The 16071-nt window shown below is 65.7% G+C and carries 11 protein-coding genes; 2 read left to right on the forward strand and 9 right to left on the reverse strand.

The annotated features are described in order from the left end of the window. Positions 1-26 precede the first annotated feature (26 nt). The 4 genes from GGR47_RS08790 to GGR47_RS08805 all read right to left on the reverse strand — a co-directional run bounded on the left by GGR47_RS08790 (position 27) and on the right by GGR47_RS08805 (position 3967). Complete coding sequence (locus GGR47_RS08790; protein WP_183949508.1) at positions 27-1817, reverse strand: ParB/RepB/Spo0J family partition protein; 1791 nt, start codon at positions 1815-1817, stop codon at positions 27-29. Positions 1818-1938: 121 nt separating this feature from the next. Next, entirely contained in the window at positions 1939-2343 is a 405-nt protein-coding gene (locus GGR47_RS08795; protein WP_147036570.1) for a DUF2958 domain-containing protein, read from the reverse strand. Between the two features lie 38 nt (positions 2344-2381). Further along, positions 2382-3578, reverse strand: a complete 1197-nt coding sequence (locus GGR47_RS08800; RefSeq protein WP_147036571.1) for a DUF932 domain-containing protein — start codon at positions 3576-3578, stop codon at positions 2382-2384. 179 nt (positions 3579-3757) lie between these two features. Next, positions 3758-3967, reverse strand: a complete 210-nt coding sequence (locus tag GGR47_RS08805; protein WP_147036572.1) for a helix-turn-helix domain-containing protein — start codon at positions 3965-3967, stop codon at positions 3758-3760. 578 nt (positions 3968-4545) lie between these two features. Here GGR47_RS08805 and GGR47_RS08810 point away from each other — a divergent pair. Then, positions 4546-5586 carry an AraC family transcriptional regulator gene (locus tag GGR47_RS08810; protein WP_147036573.1) on the forward strand — a complete coding sequence of 347 codons (1041 nt, stop codon included), beginning with the start codon at positions 4546-4548 and terminating at the stop codon, positions 5584-5586. Here the strand turns inward: GGR47_RS08810 and GGR47_RS08815 are convergent. The 5 genes from GGR47_RS08815 to pelA form a co-directional block, all read right to left on the reverse strand. After that, positions 5575-7206: a GMC family oxidoreductase gene (locus tag GGR47_RS08815; protein ID WP_147036574.1), complete on the reverse strand. Its 1632-nt coding sequence runs from the start codon at positions 7204-7206 to the stop codon at positions 5575-5577. The genes GGR47_RS08810 and GGR47_RS08815 overlap by 12 nt on opposite strands. Positions 7207-7263: 57 nt before the next feature. After that, positions 7264-8031 carry an SDR family oxidoreductase gene (locus GGR47_RS08820; protein ID WP_147036575.1) on the reverse strand — a complete coding sequence of 256 codons (768 nt, stop codon included), beginning with the start codon at positions 8029-8031 and terminating at the stop codon, positions 7264-7266. Further along, positions 8028-8795, reverse strand: coding sequence for an alpha/beta hydrolase fold domain-containing protein (locus tag GGR47_RS19025; protein WP_208663164.1), 768 nt, complete (start codon positions 8793-8795; stop codon positions 8028-8030). The genes GGR47_RS08820 and GGR47_RS19025 overlap by 4 nt, the downstream gene beginning before the upstream one ends. After that, entirely contained in the window at positions 8792-10591 is a 1800-nt protein-coding gene (locus GGR47_RS08825) for a flavin-containing monooxygenase (protein WP_208663165.1), read from the reverse strand. Before GGR47_RS08825 ends, GGR47_RS19025 begins: the two co-directional genes overlap by 4 nt. A 164-nt stretch (positions 10592-10755) precedes the next feature. Continuing rightward, positions 10756-12036, reverse strand: coding sequence for a pectate lyase (gene pelA, locus GGR47_RS08830; protein ID WP_244305121.1), 1281 nt, complete (start codon positions 12034-12036; stop codon positions 10756-10758). 454 nt (positions 12037-12490) lie between these two features. Here pelA and GGR47_RS08835 point away from each other — a divergent pair, with 454 nt between their 5' ends. After that, complete coding sequence (locus tag GGR47_RS08835; protein WP_244305123.1) at positions 12491-16069, forward strand: TonB-dependent receptor domain-containing protein; 3579 nt, start codon at positions 12491-12493, stop codon at positions 16067-16069. Positions 16070-16071: the final 2 nt, after the last annotated feature.

Genomic DNA, 16071 nt, shown 5'->3' on the forward strand with positions numbered 1-16071 from the left:
CGCGAACGGCACGCCCGCCATACCCGTCACACCGCTCGACAAACGGGGTCCCTTTTGGACGCCGATAGGGGGTCCTTTTTGGACGCCGATTGACAGGCCGGTTCCCAGACCGCGTTGATCCCGAACGACGCGCAATGAGCGAAGAGAGCCGCCTGATCATCGGCGTTGAATGCGATGAGGACATCCCACAATTCGGCGGGCTGATCGGGGAGACGCTCGGACCAGCCTTCATGCCGCTCGTCGATCGCACGCGCCGGCGCGCCGTCGTTCAGCCCCGGCGCGTGGACCCCAAGACTGCCGCCCCGGACCGAAATGCCCACACAGCTTTCCGCCGAGGAATAGCTGTAGAAGGTCTCGAGCGTGAGCGCGTGCAGAACGGCGGCGAAGGCGACCTGCGGGCTGCGCGCCACCGCGTTGCGGAGCGCGAGCGTGCGATAGGTGGTCAGCTCGGTCACGAGGCGGTCGGCGAGCGGACGCAGCATGTCGTCCTGGTCATCCTCATCATCACCAGTTTCGGTGCTGACCGCGCCGCCGACCGAGACGACTGCGGCGCCCGAATTGCCGCCATCATCCCGCTGGGTCGGGTCGGTGAACGCATCTGTGCCCTCGTCGTCACTCCCGGTCGACTCCTCGACGGGTTCGTCCTCGGGCCGGACATAGCCGCGCTCGACATAGTGCGAGCCATCGACGTCGATGCTGACGAACACACCGGCGCGGGCCATCTCGGTCGGCTGATAGACCAGCGGGCGCGAGACGATCGCGCTGATCTCCTCGTCGATCGCGGTGACACGCGCATCGACCTCGTCCGGCACGTCCCCTGCGCCCGACCATTCTTCCTCGAGTGCCTCGGCCTCCTCGCGAAGCGACGTGAGCCTGGCCTCGTCGGCATCGGTCATCTCGGGCTGGTCGCCGTCGATGACGCGCATGCCGTCATCATAATCGTAGGGAAAGTCGACCGCGACCACGACCCATTTCCAGCCCTCTTCCCCGATGCGGGCGCCTTCGGCCTTCAACTTCTCGTCGACCATTCGATCGAGCAGGGTCACATCCTGCAGCCAGCCGCCCTGATCCTCCTCGAACAGGTCGCGCAGCACATAGCCGCCCGCGGCGACATAGGCGTCGAGCCCGACGAAGCGGACCCTCTTGTCCGTCGCGCGCACGGACTGCTCGGTGAGCTTGGAGCGGATCATGTAGGGCTGCTGGTTATAGCTGGACTGAAGCAACTCCCAGACCTGCTCCTGGCGCTCATGGTCTTCGGAGACCGAGAAGGCCATCAGCTGCTCGAGGGTCATGCCGTCCTCGGCATAGATCTCGTGCAGCTTCGGCGAGACGGACGCGAGGCGCAGCCGCTGCTTCACGACGGCGGGGGTCGTCATGAAGGTGGCGGCGACGGTCTCGATGTCGGTGCCCTGCGTCACGAGCTGCTGCATCGCGCGGAACTGGTCGAGCGGATGCAAGGCCTCGCGATGGACGTTCTCGGCGAGCGAATCCTCCTCGGCCGAGATTTGATCATCGTCGCGCACGATGCAGGGCACCGGCTCGGTCTTGGCCATCCGGCGCTGCTTCACCAGCTTTTCGAGCGCACGGAAGCGGCGCCCGCCAGCCGGCACCTCGAACAGGCCGGTCTCGGCGCCTTCCGCATCGCGCTGGGCGCGGACGGTGAGGCTCTGCAAGGGGCCGCGCCGGGCGATGTCGGCGGCAAGCGCGTCGATCGAGACGCCCGCCTTTACGCGGCGGACGTTGGCCTGGCTCAGCACCAGCTGATTGAACGGAATGTCCCGCGAACCGCTCAGGACGATCTTCACATGCTTGGTCATGGGTCTTCTCCATGACGGGCGGCCGGGAGACTCTCTCTCGACCCTCAACCCGTCATGGAGCCGGCGCAGCCCTCTCCCTCTAAGAGGGTGAGAGCCGCGCCGACAGGTGAGATCCGCGCCATCAGTCTCCCGGCAGTTCGCCAGGTGGTGACCGCCGGAACAGGGTCTCGGTCCAGAGGATCGAGCCTATTCGGCGGGACCATGTCGCCCAAACCGACAGAGGGACGTCCGACTTGAAAGCGGCCTCAATCTCGATACCCATGCCGAACGGCAGACGGATCGCAGACAGCTCGCTCAGCGACCAGGGGCCGATCTCCGGGCAACCAAAACCAAGGTCAGCCAATCCCCAGAGCACATCGCCATCCTCGGCGAGCTCGGTGGCGAGCCAGGTTTGGGCCCCCAGCGGATTGAAGAACTTGATCAGAGGTGCCGGGTCGGGCTCTGACATTTCGCGCTCGGCCGCCGCCCGGCGATTTATATGATTGGCCCGCAGCGCGTAGCGGACGATCGGTGGCAGAACGATCATGAGACCGCTCCTTTCGGTAGGGAGGTGGAGTTCGCCGATCAGGCTGCGGTGAGGAGCTTGGCGGCTTTGCCCTCAAGCTCGAGGCGGGTGTCCTGGTGCGGCTTGTCGCGCGCCACCGCGGTGATGCCCTGGACGAAGTCGAAGATCGACGCCGGGGGATGGCCTTCCTCGTCGAGCACCGTGGCGATGATCCGGTCGGTATCGCCTTTCGAGAAGCCGCGCTTGCGCAGGAAGGCTTGCCGATCCTCGTCGGTGCGGGCGACCAGCCGTTCGCGCGAGGCTTTGATGCCGGCCATGAACGGCAAGGGAGACGAGGTCGCGAAACTCTCCAGCGCAGGCGCCGCCTCATGCGCGAAGCGGTTGGCAGCGAACTTGCTGTGCCGGATGCTGATCTCCTCGAAGCCTTCGGCGCCCCAGATGTTGCGGTTCATGCAGACCGCCCGGAGATAGAAAGAGGCGATGCCGAGCGTTTTCGAGCCCACCTCGCTGTTCCACGCGTAAAAGCCGCGAAAGAACAGGTCAGGATCGCCGTTGGGCAGACGGCCCGCCTCGATCGGGTGCGCGTCGTCGACCAGGAAGAGGAAGACGTCGCGGTCGCTCGCATAGAGCGTCGTGGTATCCTTGGTCACCTCGACGAACGGGTTGTGGGTCATGGTGGACCAGTCGAGCAGCCCGGGCACCTTCCAGCGCGTGTCGCCGGTGCCGTCGCCCGCGATCTTCATGACCGCCGCGACCAGTTCATGATCCCAGATGCGGCCGTAGTCGGGACCGGTGACGGCGCGCAACTCGATGCGGCCATCATCGGTCTCGAGGGTCTTCATCAATTCGGCGCGGTGCGAGAGCAGACCATGTTGCATGTTGATGCCCGCGAGGGATGCGGGCAGCTGGCGGAGATAGCCCGCCGGAGCGCCCACAAGACTGCAGAGCTGCCCGAACGACCAGTGGGTCGGCATGACCGGCTCGTCGCGGCCGGGCACAAGCAGCGTCAAGCGCTCGGCATCGTCGCGGCTGGCTTCCACCTTAACGTCTCGGGTCTCGACGGTACGCGCCGTAGCGCGCTCGGCGCGGGATTTGACGGCGGCGTGGAGCGAGGAAAGCGAAAGGAAGCGCTCGTCGTCCGGCCGCGAGAACCATTCGGATGAAACGCGGCCGATGCGCTGGCCGCGCGAGATGTCGACCTTGTAACTTGCCGAGACCGGCCGGGACTTGTCGGATTGCGTGAGGATCGTCGCCATGGGAAATCTCCGCGACGGGCGCCGAGAGCCTCTCTCTCAGCCCTTACCCGTCACGGAATTTTCAGCTTTACTCTCACTCTCGGGGGGCGTTGCGGGGGGCTGAGCCACCCGCAGATGGGGTCCGACGCGACGTCGGCGCGGCGGCAGGGGAAGGCCTTCCCCTCTCGGCGACCTCCGAATTAGCGTCGTGGCGGTCCCTCGATAAGCTGCTCCAGGCTGCGATAGAGAATGAGACGGCGGCGGCCGATGCTGGTCGTCTCAAGTGTGCCGTCGGCGATCAGTTCGAAGAGTTTGGTCTTGCCAATGCCGGTCAGACGTGTGGCATCCGACACGCGCACTGCGAGTGGGCGCGGAGTTGGTGCCATTGGAGACGAGGACGTGGTCTGCATGCCGTTATAGTGTGCCCGTGCAGGGGCTCGAGCAAGGGATCGCCCGGAGCTTTCGCGCTCCCGGTTAGGTACGCTCCTGATTGACGCGCAATCGGATAGCAACGAGGGTATTTAGACCTGCCGACTGCGTCGAATTCGGTCTCCGCAGGGCCGACCCGCGTTGTGATTTCGAGAGGCTTATGATAGACTTCGTTCACGATGTCGGAGTAATCGAATGTCTCGACCAAACATCGTTCAATCGTTCGCGGTAGTTCGTAGCTAACCGCTGCGAAGATTGGGAACAGAATTGGGAATATGATAGCGCAATAGGGTCAAACGGCATGGAAACTGGACTGTTGGGCGGACTCCCGCTCCGCCATATTTTCGAATACATCTTTAAGCTTAGTGGCTTCGTCCAGGTCGGATGGGCAGCTCAACCTTAGAACCCACATACCATTCTCGGTTTTCGTGAAAGTCTAATGCCGGGCTTTGCGAATCTATCTGTCATCGCCCAGGCTCCCTTTTCCGGTCTGCAGGCCATAGGATGTGTCACTCACCGCGGTGGATCGCGGCGTGCGGGCGGGGTTGCGAGAGATGTGATGCAACATTGGGCATTTTCGCGCGGATTGGGCGGTATCCTGGTGCTGATCGATTTCGCGAGACGGCATGGCATGTCGCTGAGCGACACGCTGGCGGAGAGCGGGATCACGCAGGCGCAGCTTCGCCAGCCGAACGCGGACGTGGCGGCCACCCAGGAATTGCGCGTCATCGCCAATATCGTCCAGCGCCTCGGCGATCCCGTACGCCTGGGATTGGACATGGGGCTGAGCTTTCATTTCGCGACCTATGGCATCTGGGGGTTGGCCCTGATCAGCAGCGCGACCGGTCGGGACGCGATGCAATTCGCCTTGCGGTCGCTGCCGCTGACCCACGCCTTTACGACGATCGACTATGAGGAAACCGAGCACCACGCCGCATTGGTCTTCGGTGAGCCGGGCCTGCCGGCCGATCTGGAGGCCTTCCTGATCGCACGGGACATGGCCGCGGCCTCGCTTCTGCAGCGTGAGGTCATGGGGCCGGACTTTGTCCTCAGGCGCTTCACCCTCGCGATGTCGCGACCGTGCGAGGACACGGCAGCGCTGCCCGACATCCTGGGTGCCGAGGTGGAACTGGGCGCGGGGTGCAATCGGATCGTCTTCGACCGTGTGTTTCTGGAACGACCGCTGCCGCAAGCCAATGCCGCGACCGCCGCGATGTGCCAGACCCTGTGTCGGCATCAGCTGGACCGGCAGCCTGCCAGCCCGCCGATCGCCGGATTCGCATCCCACTATCGCAACGCTGCGCCAGCGAGCGCGCCGGTCCGGCTGACGGAACTCGCACGGATGACCAACGTCAGCGAGCGAACGCTCAAGCGCCGGCTAAAGGCGGAGGGCACGTCCTTCCGCGCCTTGTTCGCCGAAAGCCGGCGCGCACGGGCGGAAACCCTGTTGGCAGCCAATCGCCTGTCGATCGGCGACATTGCCGCGGAGCTGGGTTTCAGCGACCTGTCGAGCTTTTCGCAGGCGTTCAAGCGATGGACAGGCGTGGCGCCCAGCGCCTACCGTCGGCAGGCGTTGGGAGGAGAGACCTCAGGCGACTGACCGATGGTCCGCCGCATAGGCGTTCGAGCCGAGGATCAGGTCCGCCGCCTTTTCGCCGATCATCGCAGTCGGCGCCTGCGTATTGCCGCTGACGAGATGGGGCATGATCGAGGCGTCCGCGATGCGCAGCCCGGTGACGCCGCGAACGCGCAACTGCGGGTCGACGACGGAGGCGGCATCGCTGCCCATGCGGCACGTACCGACGGGGTGATAGATCGTGTCGGCATGGTCGCGGATGAGGTGGCGCAACGTGTCGTCGTCGTCCTGGCCGGTGCCATAGATCGGGCGTCCCTTCAGCCGCGCGAGCGCAGGGGCCGCGATGATCCTCTGCGAGATACGCGCGCCCGCCAGCAGCGTATCCATGTCGCGCGGATCGGACAGAAAGCGGGGATCGATGACCGGGGCATCGCGCATGTCGGCGCTGCGCAGCCGTAGCTCGCCGCGGCTGTAGGGGCGTAGCGCGCAGACATGGAGCGAATAGCCGCGACCGAGGTGGATCTTGCGATTGTGGTCGTCGACGACACCCAGGCAGAAATGAAGCTGAAGGTCGGGGCGGGACAGATTCGGATCGCTTTTCACGAATCCGCCCGCTTCGGCGACATTGGTGGTCAGCATGCCGCGGCCCTTGCGCATCCAGGGATACAGGTCGCGTATGCCGCCGATCGCGGTGGCACCGCTGACGCCGAACAGCCCGGATGCGGCCGAACGCGCGCTGATCGTATAATCGATATGATCCTGTAGATTCTGGCCGACCCCCAAGAGGTCGTGGACGACGGGAATGCCGTGGCGCGCCAGTTCGGCCGCGGGGCCGACGCCGGACGTCATCAACAGTTGCGGGGTGCCGAACGCCCCCGCGGCGAGAATGACCTCCTGCCGCGCGGCAAGTCGGTGCTCCGCGCCGCCGCGCCGATAGCGGACGCCGGCCGCGCGCAGGCCATCGAAGGTGATGCCGGTGCAGAGCGCATCGGCGATGACGACCAGGTTCTGGTGGCCGGCCACCATACCCAGATAGGCGGCGGCGGCGTTGAACCGGCGTCCGGCCTTCTGGAACACCTGATACGCGCCGATGCCTTCCTGCTCGGGGCCGTTGAAGTCGCCGTTATGCGAATAGCCGCATTGACGCGCGGCTTCGATGAAGGCCGCGGTCGCGGGATTGGGCTCGCGCAGATCCTCGACGCGCAGCGGCCCGCCCGTGCCGTGGAGCGCATCGGCGCCGCGGGCATTGTCTTCGGCGCGCCGGAAATAGGGGAGGACATCATGCCATCCCCATCCCGAACATCCCTCGGCGGCCCAGCCGTCGAAATCCTGCGGCTGTCCCCGGATGTAGATCATCGCATTGATGAGGCTCGACCCCCCAAGGCCGCGCCCGCGGGGCTGATAGCCACGCCGTCCGCCGAGCGCAGGCTGCGGTTCGGTCTGATAGGCATAATTGTGGCGGCCTCGAAAAGCGACGAGGCCGGCAATGCCAAGCGGGATATCGGAGAGTATGGACGCGCGTGCCGGTCCGGTTTCCAGCAGCGCGACCGTGCGGTCGGGACGGGCGGCGGCAAGGCGTGCGGCGACCGCGCAACCGCCGGGGCCTGCTCCCACCACGATATAGTCTGCCGTCTCGATCATCATCCTGCTCCTCTCGATGCCCGCTCTTGCGGCGGGGCCGTCCTGTCCTTCGTGGGATCGTCAGCTGGTCTGGCTCATCATCCTGCGGACGAGCCGGTCGGGCGCAAGGTCGACGAGCCGCCGCATCAGGCCCGTCATCCTGCCCACAGGCCAATGCACCTTGCCCGGATCGTTCCTCGCCGTGGCCGCCGCATGGACGGTGCGTGCGACGTCGGACGGTGTCAGCCTGGCGCCCATGCGGTCGAAGCTGCGCGCGGTCATCCCCTGAACCATGTCGGTGCGGACGAACAACGGCATGACATCGACGACGCGGATACCATCCGCTTGCCATTCGATGTTGAGGGCCTCGGTCAGCCCCCGGATCGCGAACTTGCTGGCCGAATAGGTGGCGAGTTCGGGCTGGCCGTAGATCGCCGATGCGGACGACATGTTGACGATGCAGGCTCCAGGCCGGCCCGCCAGATAGGGGCGGGCGCTATGGCACCCCAGGATCGTGCCGATGACGTTGATCCCGATCAGCGACAGGTGACGTTCGATGGGCTGATCCTGGAAGGGGCCCGAGATCAGGATACCGGCATTGTTCACGAGCAGGTCGAGGCCGCCGGCATGGGCCACGAAGCGACGGAGCGCCGCGATCCAGGCCGTCTGGTCGGCCACATCCAGATGAAGCGCGATCGCCCGCCCGCCCAGTGCCGCGGCCACGACGGCACATTCGGCGGCATCGATATCGGCAACGCCGACCGTCCAGCCTTGCCCGGCGAACAGCTCTGCGGTCGCGCGGCCGATGCCGCGCGCCGCGCCGGTGATGATGACGCCGCCACGGCTCATGATGCCCGCTCCTCGGCAAGAGCCCGGCGACAGACCGCGGAATCGGCCGTGTCGATGGTGGGCGTGACGCGTGCGCGTGCAAATTCCGCAACGGTGCGCAGCGCCCGGCGGGCGGATTGGAGATATGCCGCCTGAAGGTGGAAGACATGCCACCGCTGCGCATGGATTTCGAGCCGGGTCTCGACCCCGCAGCGGCGCGCATGGGCTGCCAGCCGGACGGCATCCGACAGCAGGATTTCCTGATCGCCCGCCTGGATCAGCATGGGGGGAAGACCCGTCAGCGGGGTCCGCAACGGTCGGGCGGTGGCATCGTTGGCGGGCAGGCGATACCAGCCCAGCGCCTGTCGCAGCCATCTGCGCCGGATCATCGGATCGGCGACGCCAGAGCCGTTGCCCGGCAAGGATCCCGACAGGCTCGGATCGGTCACCGGCGACAGCAGCGCTAGGCCGGCGGGAAGGTCGTCCCCGTCGTCGCGCAGCGACAGGGTAAGCGCCAATGCGAGTGCACCCCCCGCGGAATCGCCGGCAACGACGATCCGTTCGGCCGGGTAACCGGCATCCCGCATCGCCCGCCAGCAGGATCGCGCGTCCTGCAATCCGGCGGGATGGGGATGTTCCGGTGCAAGCCGATATTCGGGCACCCAGACCGGCAGTCCCGCCGCTGCCGCCAGTCGCGTCGTGACGGAGCGGTGCGACCGCGCGTTGCCGAGGCAGAAGGCGCCGCCGTGGAGGTACAGGATCGCACCCTCGTGCAGCACGCTCATTGTATCGCGCTCCGCTCGCGCGGTGCGATTACCTCGATCCGCAAACCGTTCACGTCCGCGCTGCGTCGCGTCACGCCCTTCACCCCCGGCATCAGGCCCGACAGCAGTGCCACGACGCCACGCTGGACCGCGATGGGGAAGGGCGGGCCGATCAGCGGCCGGAACGCAGCTCTCAAGAACAGACGGAGCGACTGCGCCGTCGTCCGCTCGACGATCCCCGACGGCGGCAACAGGGTCACCGCGCCCGACCGGGCCGACCGGTTCTGGAACGTATAGGCATCCAGGCTGCGGCGCCGCGTCAGCGCGCGATACGACAGGGTAAAGCCCGGCCAGTTGGTCGTGTTGCGCCCGCGCGCGTCGACGTACCAACTCTTGCACCCCGCCCAGACGGTGCGCGCGAGCCGATCCTGCACATGGCTGTCGTGGCGCCGGAACGCATCGCCCGCGACCTCGATCGTGTCGGCACCGGTGGCTTGCATGCGCGTGCGGCACCGCAGGACATGCGCGATCTGCGATTCGATCATGTAGACGATCGAGTTGTGGCCCAGATTGGTGTTGGGGCCGTAGAGCATGAAGAAGTTGGGGAAGCCGGGCACCGCCATGCCCAGATAGGCGCTGGCGCCGTCGCGCCAGGCATCGTTCAGCGCGATGCCTTGCCGGCCCCGGATCGTCATCGGCGACAGGAATTCGGTCGCGGCGAAGCCGGTGCCGTAGATCAGCACGTCGACATCGTGCGATCGTCCATCGACCGTCTCGACGCCGGTGGCGGTCAGGCGAGCGATGCGATCGGTGACCAGATCGACATTGGGTCGCGCCATCGTCGCGAGATAGTCGTCCGAGAGGAGCAGCCGCTTGCATCCCACCGGATAGTCGGGCCTCAGCTTGTCGCGCGTCAGCGGGTCCGCCACCTCCCGCGCGAGCATCCGGCGGAACGGCCGCGCGGCGGCGATCTCCATCAACCCCTTGAAGCGCGTGAACGCCAGCGCGCGCGATTCATAGCGCAGGTAGATGCCCAGCCGGTGCAGCCGCATCACCGACGGCACCGTGCGAAACCGGCGTTTCTCCCGCTCCGTGTACGGACGATCGGGTTTCGGCATGATGTAGGCGGCGGAGCGCTGGAAGACGCTGACCTTGCCCGCATCGGCGGCGATCTTCGGCACGAACTGGATGGCCGAGGCGCCGGTGCCGATCACTCCGATCCGTTTGCCCAGCAGCGGGATGGAGTGATCCCAATGCGCGGAATGGAAGGCGGGGATGCGCAGATCCTCCTGCCCCTTTAGCACGGGTATGGCGGGGCGGCTCAATTGCCCGACGGCGCTGATCAGCAGGTCGGCAGTGAAGACGCCGCCATCCGCGGTCCGGACGGTCCAGCACGCCTCGGCCGCATCGAAGTCCGCGCCCAGCACCTCCGTCCCGAACCGGACATGGCGGCGCACGTCCAGATCGTCGGCGCAGCGTTCGAGATAGGCGTGGATCTCGGCCTGGGTGGCAAAGGCCCGCGTCCAATCCGGATTGGGGGCGAAGGAAAAGGAATAGAGGTGCGACGGGACGTCGCAGGCCGCGCCGGGATAGGTGTTGTCGCGCCAGACGCCGCCCACGGTGTCGGCCTTTTCCAGCACGACGAAGTCCTCGACGCCCTGGCGCTTCAGCCCCGCCGCCATGCCGATGCCGGCAAAGCCCGTGCCGATGATGATGGCGGACCATCGGCGGCCGGCGCCACGCTGTTCCTCGCCTGCTGCCGGGCGCGCCTGCGGCGGTGGCCTGCGCACCATCGTGTCTGCCGTGTCGATCGACATGCACCTCTCCCGTTGCCGATCACGCCGGCTGTGCAGGACAGGGTGGAACCTTGCGCGTCAGCGGGGAAGAGCGGGGAAGGCCATCACTTTATCGAATGGGCCAAACATGGCGTCGCTCGGATGGGATCGCTTGATATGGCAAGCGCCCCAACCAGCGCTCGCGCTCAGCCGCCATAGCGGCGGCGCCATTTTGCATAGGCGGCGGCGACGTTCGCGCCGGTGGTGTTGAACCAGGCATAGCCGTTGCGGCGTTCCAGACTGATGGCGTTGACGTCGTCGTGGATCGACCGGTCGCGGTCGCCGAAGACCGGGCGTTCGGTGGCCGGGTCATAGAAGCGCGCCCATAACGTTTTCGCGCCGGGCTGGTCGATCAAACGCCTGCCACCCGGTGCGGTGGCGTCCGTCCATGCATGGTTTTCGATGCCATGGGCGGCGAACCAGGCGGCGCCGGCGGTGATCGCCGCGCGCATCGCCGGCGATGGGTCGGGTTCCGCCATCAGAAAGCGCAGGACCGCGGCGCTTTCGGCGGTGGCGAGCGCGATCGGTTCGAAATTGCGGGCGCCGACCGGGCGGAGCGTGAGCGGGTCATATTGCTGCGCCCAGATCGTGCGCCGGCCGTCCACGACCACCTGCGTCGCGAGCAGCGTCGCCAGCGCGCGCGCCGCAGCCTCTCGCGCGGCGGTGCGCAACGCGGGGGGCACGAAGCCATAGTCACTGGTCCCGGCGGCGACACGCTGGAGCAGCGCGGTCGCGCGGAGCATCGCATCGTCGTTCAGCGTCAGCGCATCGTGATAGCCGCCCTGCAACGGATAGACCTGCGGCCAGCCACCCGACGGCTGCTGCGCCTGCAACAGATAGCGGATGCCCTGGGCGAAGGCGGTGCGATAGCGCGCGCCGTCGGCGCCCGGCCGCCCCGCCTGCGCGCGCGCCAGAAAGGCGAGTTCGGTCGTCGTCGCATCGTTGTCGATCGTACCCACGAAGCCCCAGCCACCCGCGAGATCGGCGGCCGCATGCGCGCCGGCCTTCCTGTCGAAGGGGATGTACATCTGGCCACGGACGCGGGCCGGCGTGCTGCGATCCTGGTTCTTGCCCCAGCCGCCGGTGGGCGTCTGGAAGCTGATGATATTGTCCGCGATCGCGCGGGCGGCGTCGTCGGCATACCAGGCCGGGTCGCGATCGAGCGGCATCGTCTTGATCTTGCCTTCGGGCGGCGGCGCCGGAATCGTGGCGAGGCCCTGCCGTTCGGCGGCCAGCGCCGCCTTGTCGCGCGCCATCGCGGCGGTCGAGCGTGCGATATACTCTTCCCACGCAGTCCGCTGCGCCGGCGGCAAGTCAGCCAGTCGGTCGACGGTCAGGGACGGGGGCGGCGCCATATGCCCGATCACCGTGGCGGCTGCCGGGGCCAGGGATGTGGCCAATATACACGCCAGAACAAAGCGTTTCATCGCGTGATCCTCTCCACCGTTCGTGTCTGTGAAGACCATCGTGCCAGCCAATGACACCGGTGACAATAAACGCTTGCGACTTTCTTCGAATCGAATAGCTTTAAGGCTGCCATCAGAGTTCAACGGGACCGCTGGCAAGGAGGGGGCAATGACAGATAGTATGACGCATTTATAACGGCTTGAGTTGTCGCGCCCTTTCTGGCGCAGGCCCATAATTACCGCGGCGGTGGCACCGGTTTCTACACTGTCTGTAGCCTCCTTCAGCGCCCGAACAACTTGCTATGACACCGGTAACAAAGGGTTTTTTGCTGCGGTGAACCGGTCTGCCGCCTGTTTCGAACGGGTGCGAATCGCCACCGCGTCGCTGCCCGAACCGCGAGCCCCTCACGCAACGATCTGACCGGCGACGGGGCATAGACCCCGCGCGGCACGCACGTCGACAAGGCCGGGTCCCATGAGGTCACCGGCCATATCCTGGGAGAAGATGATGACCTGTTCGACCATGCCCTTCCTCAAGCTCGGGGCGTCGCTCGGCGCGCTGTCGCTCGCCAGCCTGTTCGCCGGATCGGCGCAGGGACAGGCCACCCCGATCGCTCCGGCGCAACAGGCCGGTCCGGTCGCGAGCAGCGGCACCCCCGCGCCGACCCACACCGACGGCAAGGCGTCAGGCGCTCACGACACCGCGGCGAAGGCCACGCACACGCCATCGATCGTCGATGGCCAGAAGGGCGCGCACGCCGACAATTTCGATCCGACCCAGGATATCGTCGTCACCGGCTTTCGCGGGTCGATCCAGAATTCGCTCAACCAGAAGCGTTATTCGGACGTGCAGATCGATGCGATAAACGCGCAGGACATCGCCGATTTTCCGGACGCCAATCTGGCGGAATCGCTCCAGCGCCTGCCCGGCGTGTCGATCGATCGCGACAATGGCGAAGGGCGCGGCATCACCGTTCGCGGCCTGGGCGGCGATTTCAACCGCACGCGCCTCAATGGGATCGAGGCGCTGTCCACGGCGGGATCGAACGATTCGGGCACCAGCCCCAATCGCAGCCGCAGCTTCGATTATTCGACCTTCGCCTCCGAACTGTTCAGCGCGCTGAAGGTGCAGAAAACCGCGTCGGCGGAAACCGACGAAGGCTCGCTCGGCGCGACGATCGATTTGGAGACGGGCAAACCCTTCGATTTCAAGGGAACGCGCATCGGCGGGTCGGCGACGGCCAGCTATAACGAGAACAGCAAGAAGGCCAATCCGCGCCTTGCCGGGCTCGCCTCCTTCCGCTTCGGGGCGGACAAGAGGATGGGGCTGCTCGTCTCGGGCGCGTACAATCGAACCGACAATATCATCGACCAGTATAACCGCGGCGTCGGCGCGTCGGACTATCTGTACCGCAGCAGCCAGTTCGTCGGCGAAGGCACGCCGCAACGCGCCGGCTTTTCGGCGCCGGTCGGCGCGATCAATTATGCCAATCCCGACGCGACGGCCTTCCAGACGGGATCGGACCCGACGGCCTATGCCAAGCTCTATCCGGGCGCGCCGTACAATACGCCGGGCCGGTTCGACGATTCGACGGTGCGGATTCCCGCTCTGCCGTCGCTGACGCATCAGGTCGTGCGCAACCAGCGCCTGGGCCTGACCGCGGCCTATCAATGGGACGTGACCGACAAGACGCGTATCTCGATCGACGGCCTCTATTCGCGCTTCCACAACAGCAGCGAAAACGACCAGCTCTCTCCGGTCGGGCTCAATCGCAACAATACCAGCGCCGCCTACAATACGGCGGCGGGGCGGCTGACGCCGGCGGCGGCACGCGCGGCCTATCCGGGGCTGTGCACGCCGGCGGCAGGCAGCGACATCGCCGTATCGCAGGATTGTGGCCAGTCGCTGTACGGGACGAAGCCGGCGTTCGCCACGGCGCTCAACGCGCAAGGGCAATTGGTATCCTCGGTCCTCGGCACCGCGGCGGTGGTGCCGGGTGCGACCAACCCGAGCAACGCCAATATCTTCTCGACCAACCCCTATAATCTCGACCCGTACGACTATTACAACAACCCCAATTCGGTCGGGTACATTCCGTCGAGCAACGGCCTGGCCTATCGCGGCCAGCTGATCGGTCGGCCGAGCGTCGATGTCCTCGACGCGAACGTGACGAACGGGCTGGCCGATTATCTGGTGCTGCGGAACGTCGACATGCGATCGGCGGTCGATTATTCGGAATATACGACCAAGTTCTGGCAGGGCACGTTCCGCCTGGATCAGGAATTCACCGACAATTTCAAGATGACCGCCATCTATGGCCGGTCGAAGTCGGTGAATTACAGCACCGGTTTGCTCGTCGAGTTCAACCGCATGGATTCGCCTCAGAATTTCGTCTACGATGATCGGGCCCACGGCGACATGCCGTTGCTCGACTTCGGGTTCGACGTCGCCAATCCGGCGAACTGGACGACGGTGAAGGGCTTTTCGGCGATCCGTCACTACGAACGCTACGTCAGCAACACCTATCAGGCGATGCGCGCCGATTTCGACTGGCGGATCAACGACCAGTTCAACATCGGCTTCGGCGGTACGCTGCGCCGCTTCGGCTTCGCGACGTCGCAGGGCGAGCGCAACCTGGATACGCTCAACCCGACGCTGCTGGAGGCGGGGTCGACCACCGCGGCGAACAGCAAGATCGTGTCGTTCGGCCAGGGGCTGCAGACGCCGGCCGGCACCGTGTCGCGCTTCCTCGTGCCCGACCTTGCCAAGTTCAACGACCTGCTCGGTTTCCAGTGCGACTGTATCAACAAATATGGTGACTGGCGTCTGACCACCAAGCGCAACGGCGGGTCGGCGAGCTATGGCGTCGACGAATATGACAAGGGGCTCTACCTCCAGTTCGACTTCAACACGGAGATTTTCGGCCGATCGCTGCGCGGCAATGCGGGCACGCGCGTTGCCTTCACCGATGTGACGTCGACCGGGACCTCGCAGGCCGGGCGTCCGATCATCGGGCGGAACAGCTATACCGACTGGCTGCCGTCGATGAACCTCAATTACGAGATCGTCCACAACCTCATCCTGCGGATCGGCGCGTCGAAGGTGATGGCGCGCCCGTTGCTGGGCAATCTGTCCCCCACGATCACCTCGATCTCGATCCCGAGCAACGGCGATAATCAGGGTGCGTCGTTCACCATCGGCAATCCCAAGCTCGCGCCGTTCCGGTCGACCAACATCGACCTCAGCGCCGAGTGGTATTTCACGCGCAGCAGCCTGTTCTCGGTCGCGGTGTTCAAGAAGGACGTCGAGAATTTCCCGCAGACGGTGCTGTTCGCCGCGCCACTGTCGCAATTTGTCGACGATGCGACGCGCGCCGCGATCCGCGCGCAATATACCAATGTCAATCAGCTCGCCTATCTCGACAACAACAATCCCTTCATCGCCCGTCAGTATCGCGATGCGCCGGGTGGTTACATCAAGGGGATCGAGATCAACTTCCAGCAGAACCTCACGTTCCTGCCGTGGGTATTCCGCAACTTCGGCGTGCTGTTCAACTACACGCATATCAAATCGGAGCTGAACTATATCCTCGATCCGGGCGCGTTGTCCGGGGCCGGCGTGACGATCCGGCCGCAACTGCTGGGGAAGGGACCGTTCCTGGGCGTATCGCCGGACGCGATCAACGCCACCCTGTTCTACGAAACCAAGGGGTTCCGCGCCCGCGTGTCGCTGGCGCAGCGGGCGGGCTACAGCACGACCTATCCGCTGGCGGCGGGATCGTGCAGCCCGGGCCTGATCACCGTCGGCGGTGGCAGCGTCGAAAGCGTCGGCTGCGACAGCCCGTTGATCAACGACTTCGCCTACAGCCGGGCGACGACCAACGTCGACGCCTCGCTCAACATCAACCTGATGAAGGGGCTGTCGATTTCGGCCGAGGGGCTGAACCTGACCAACCAGACCAGCAATCGCTACGCCTATTCCGGGCAGGAAGCGGTGTCGCAATATGGCAGCTCGGGCCGCGTCTATCGCCTGGGGGCGCGCTTCAGCTTCTGACG

The sequence above is a fragment of the Sphingomonas aquatilis genome, assembly GCF_014196115.1.
In the GTDB taxonomy this organism is placed as follows: Bacteria; Pseudomonadota; Alphaproteobacteria; order Sphingomonadales; family Sphingomonadaceae; genus Sphingomonas; species Sphingomonas aquatilis.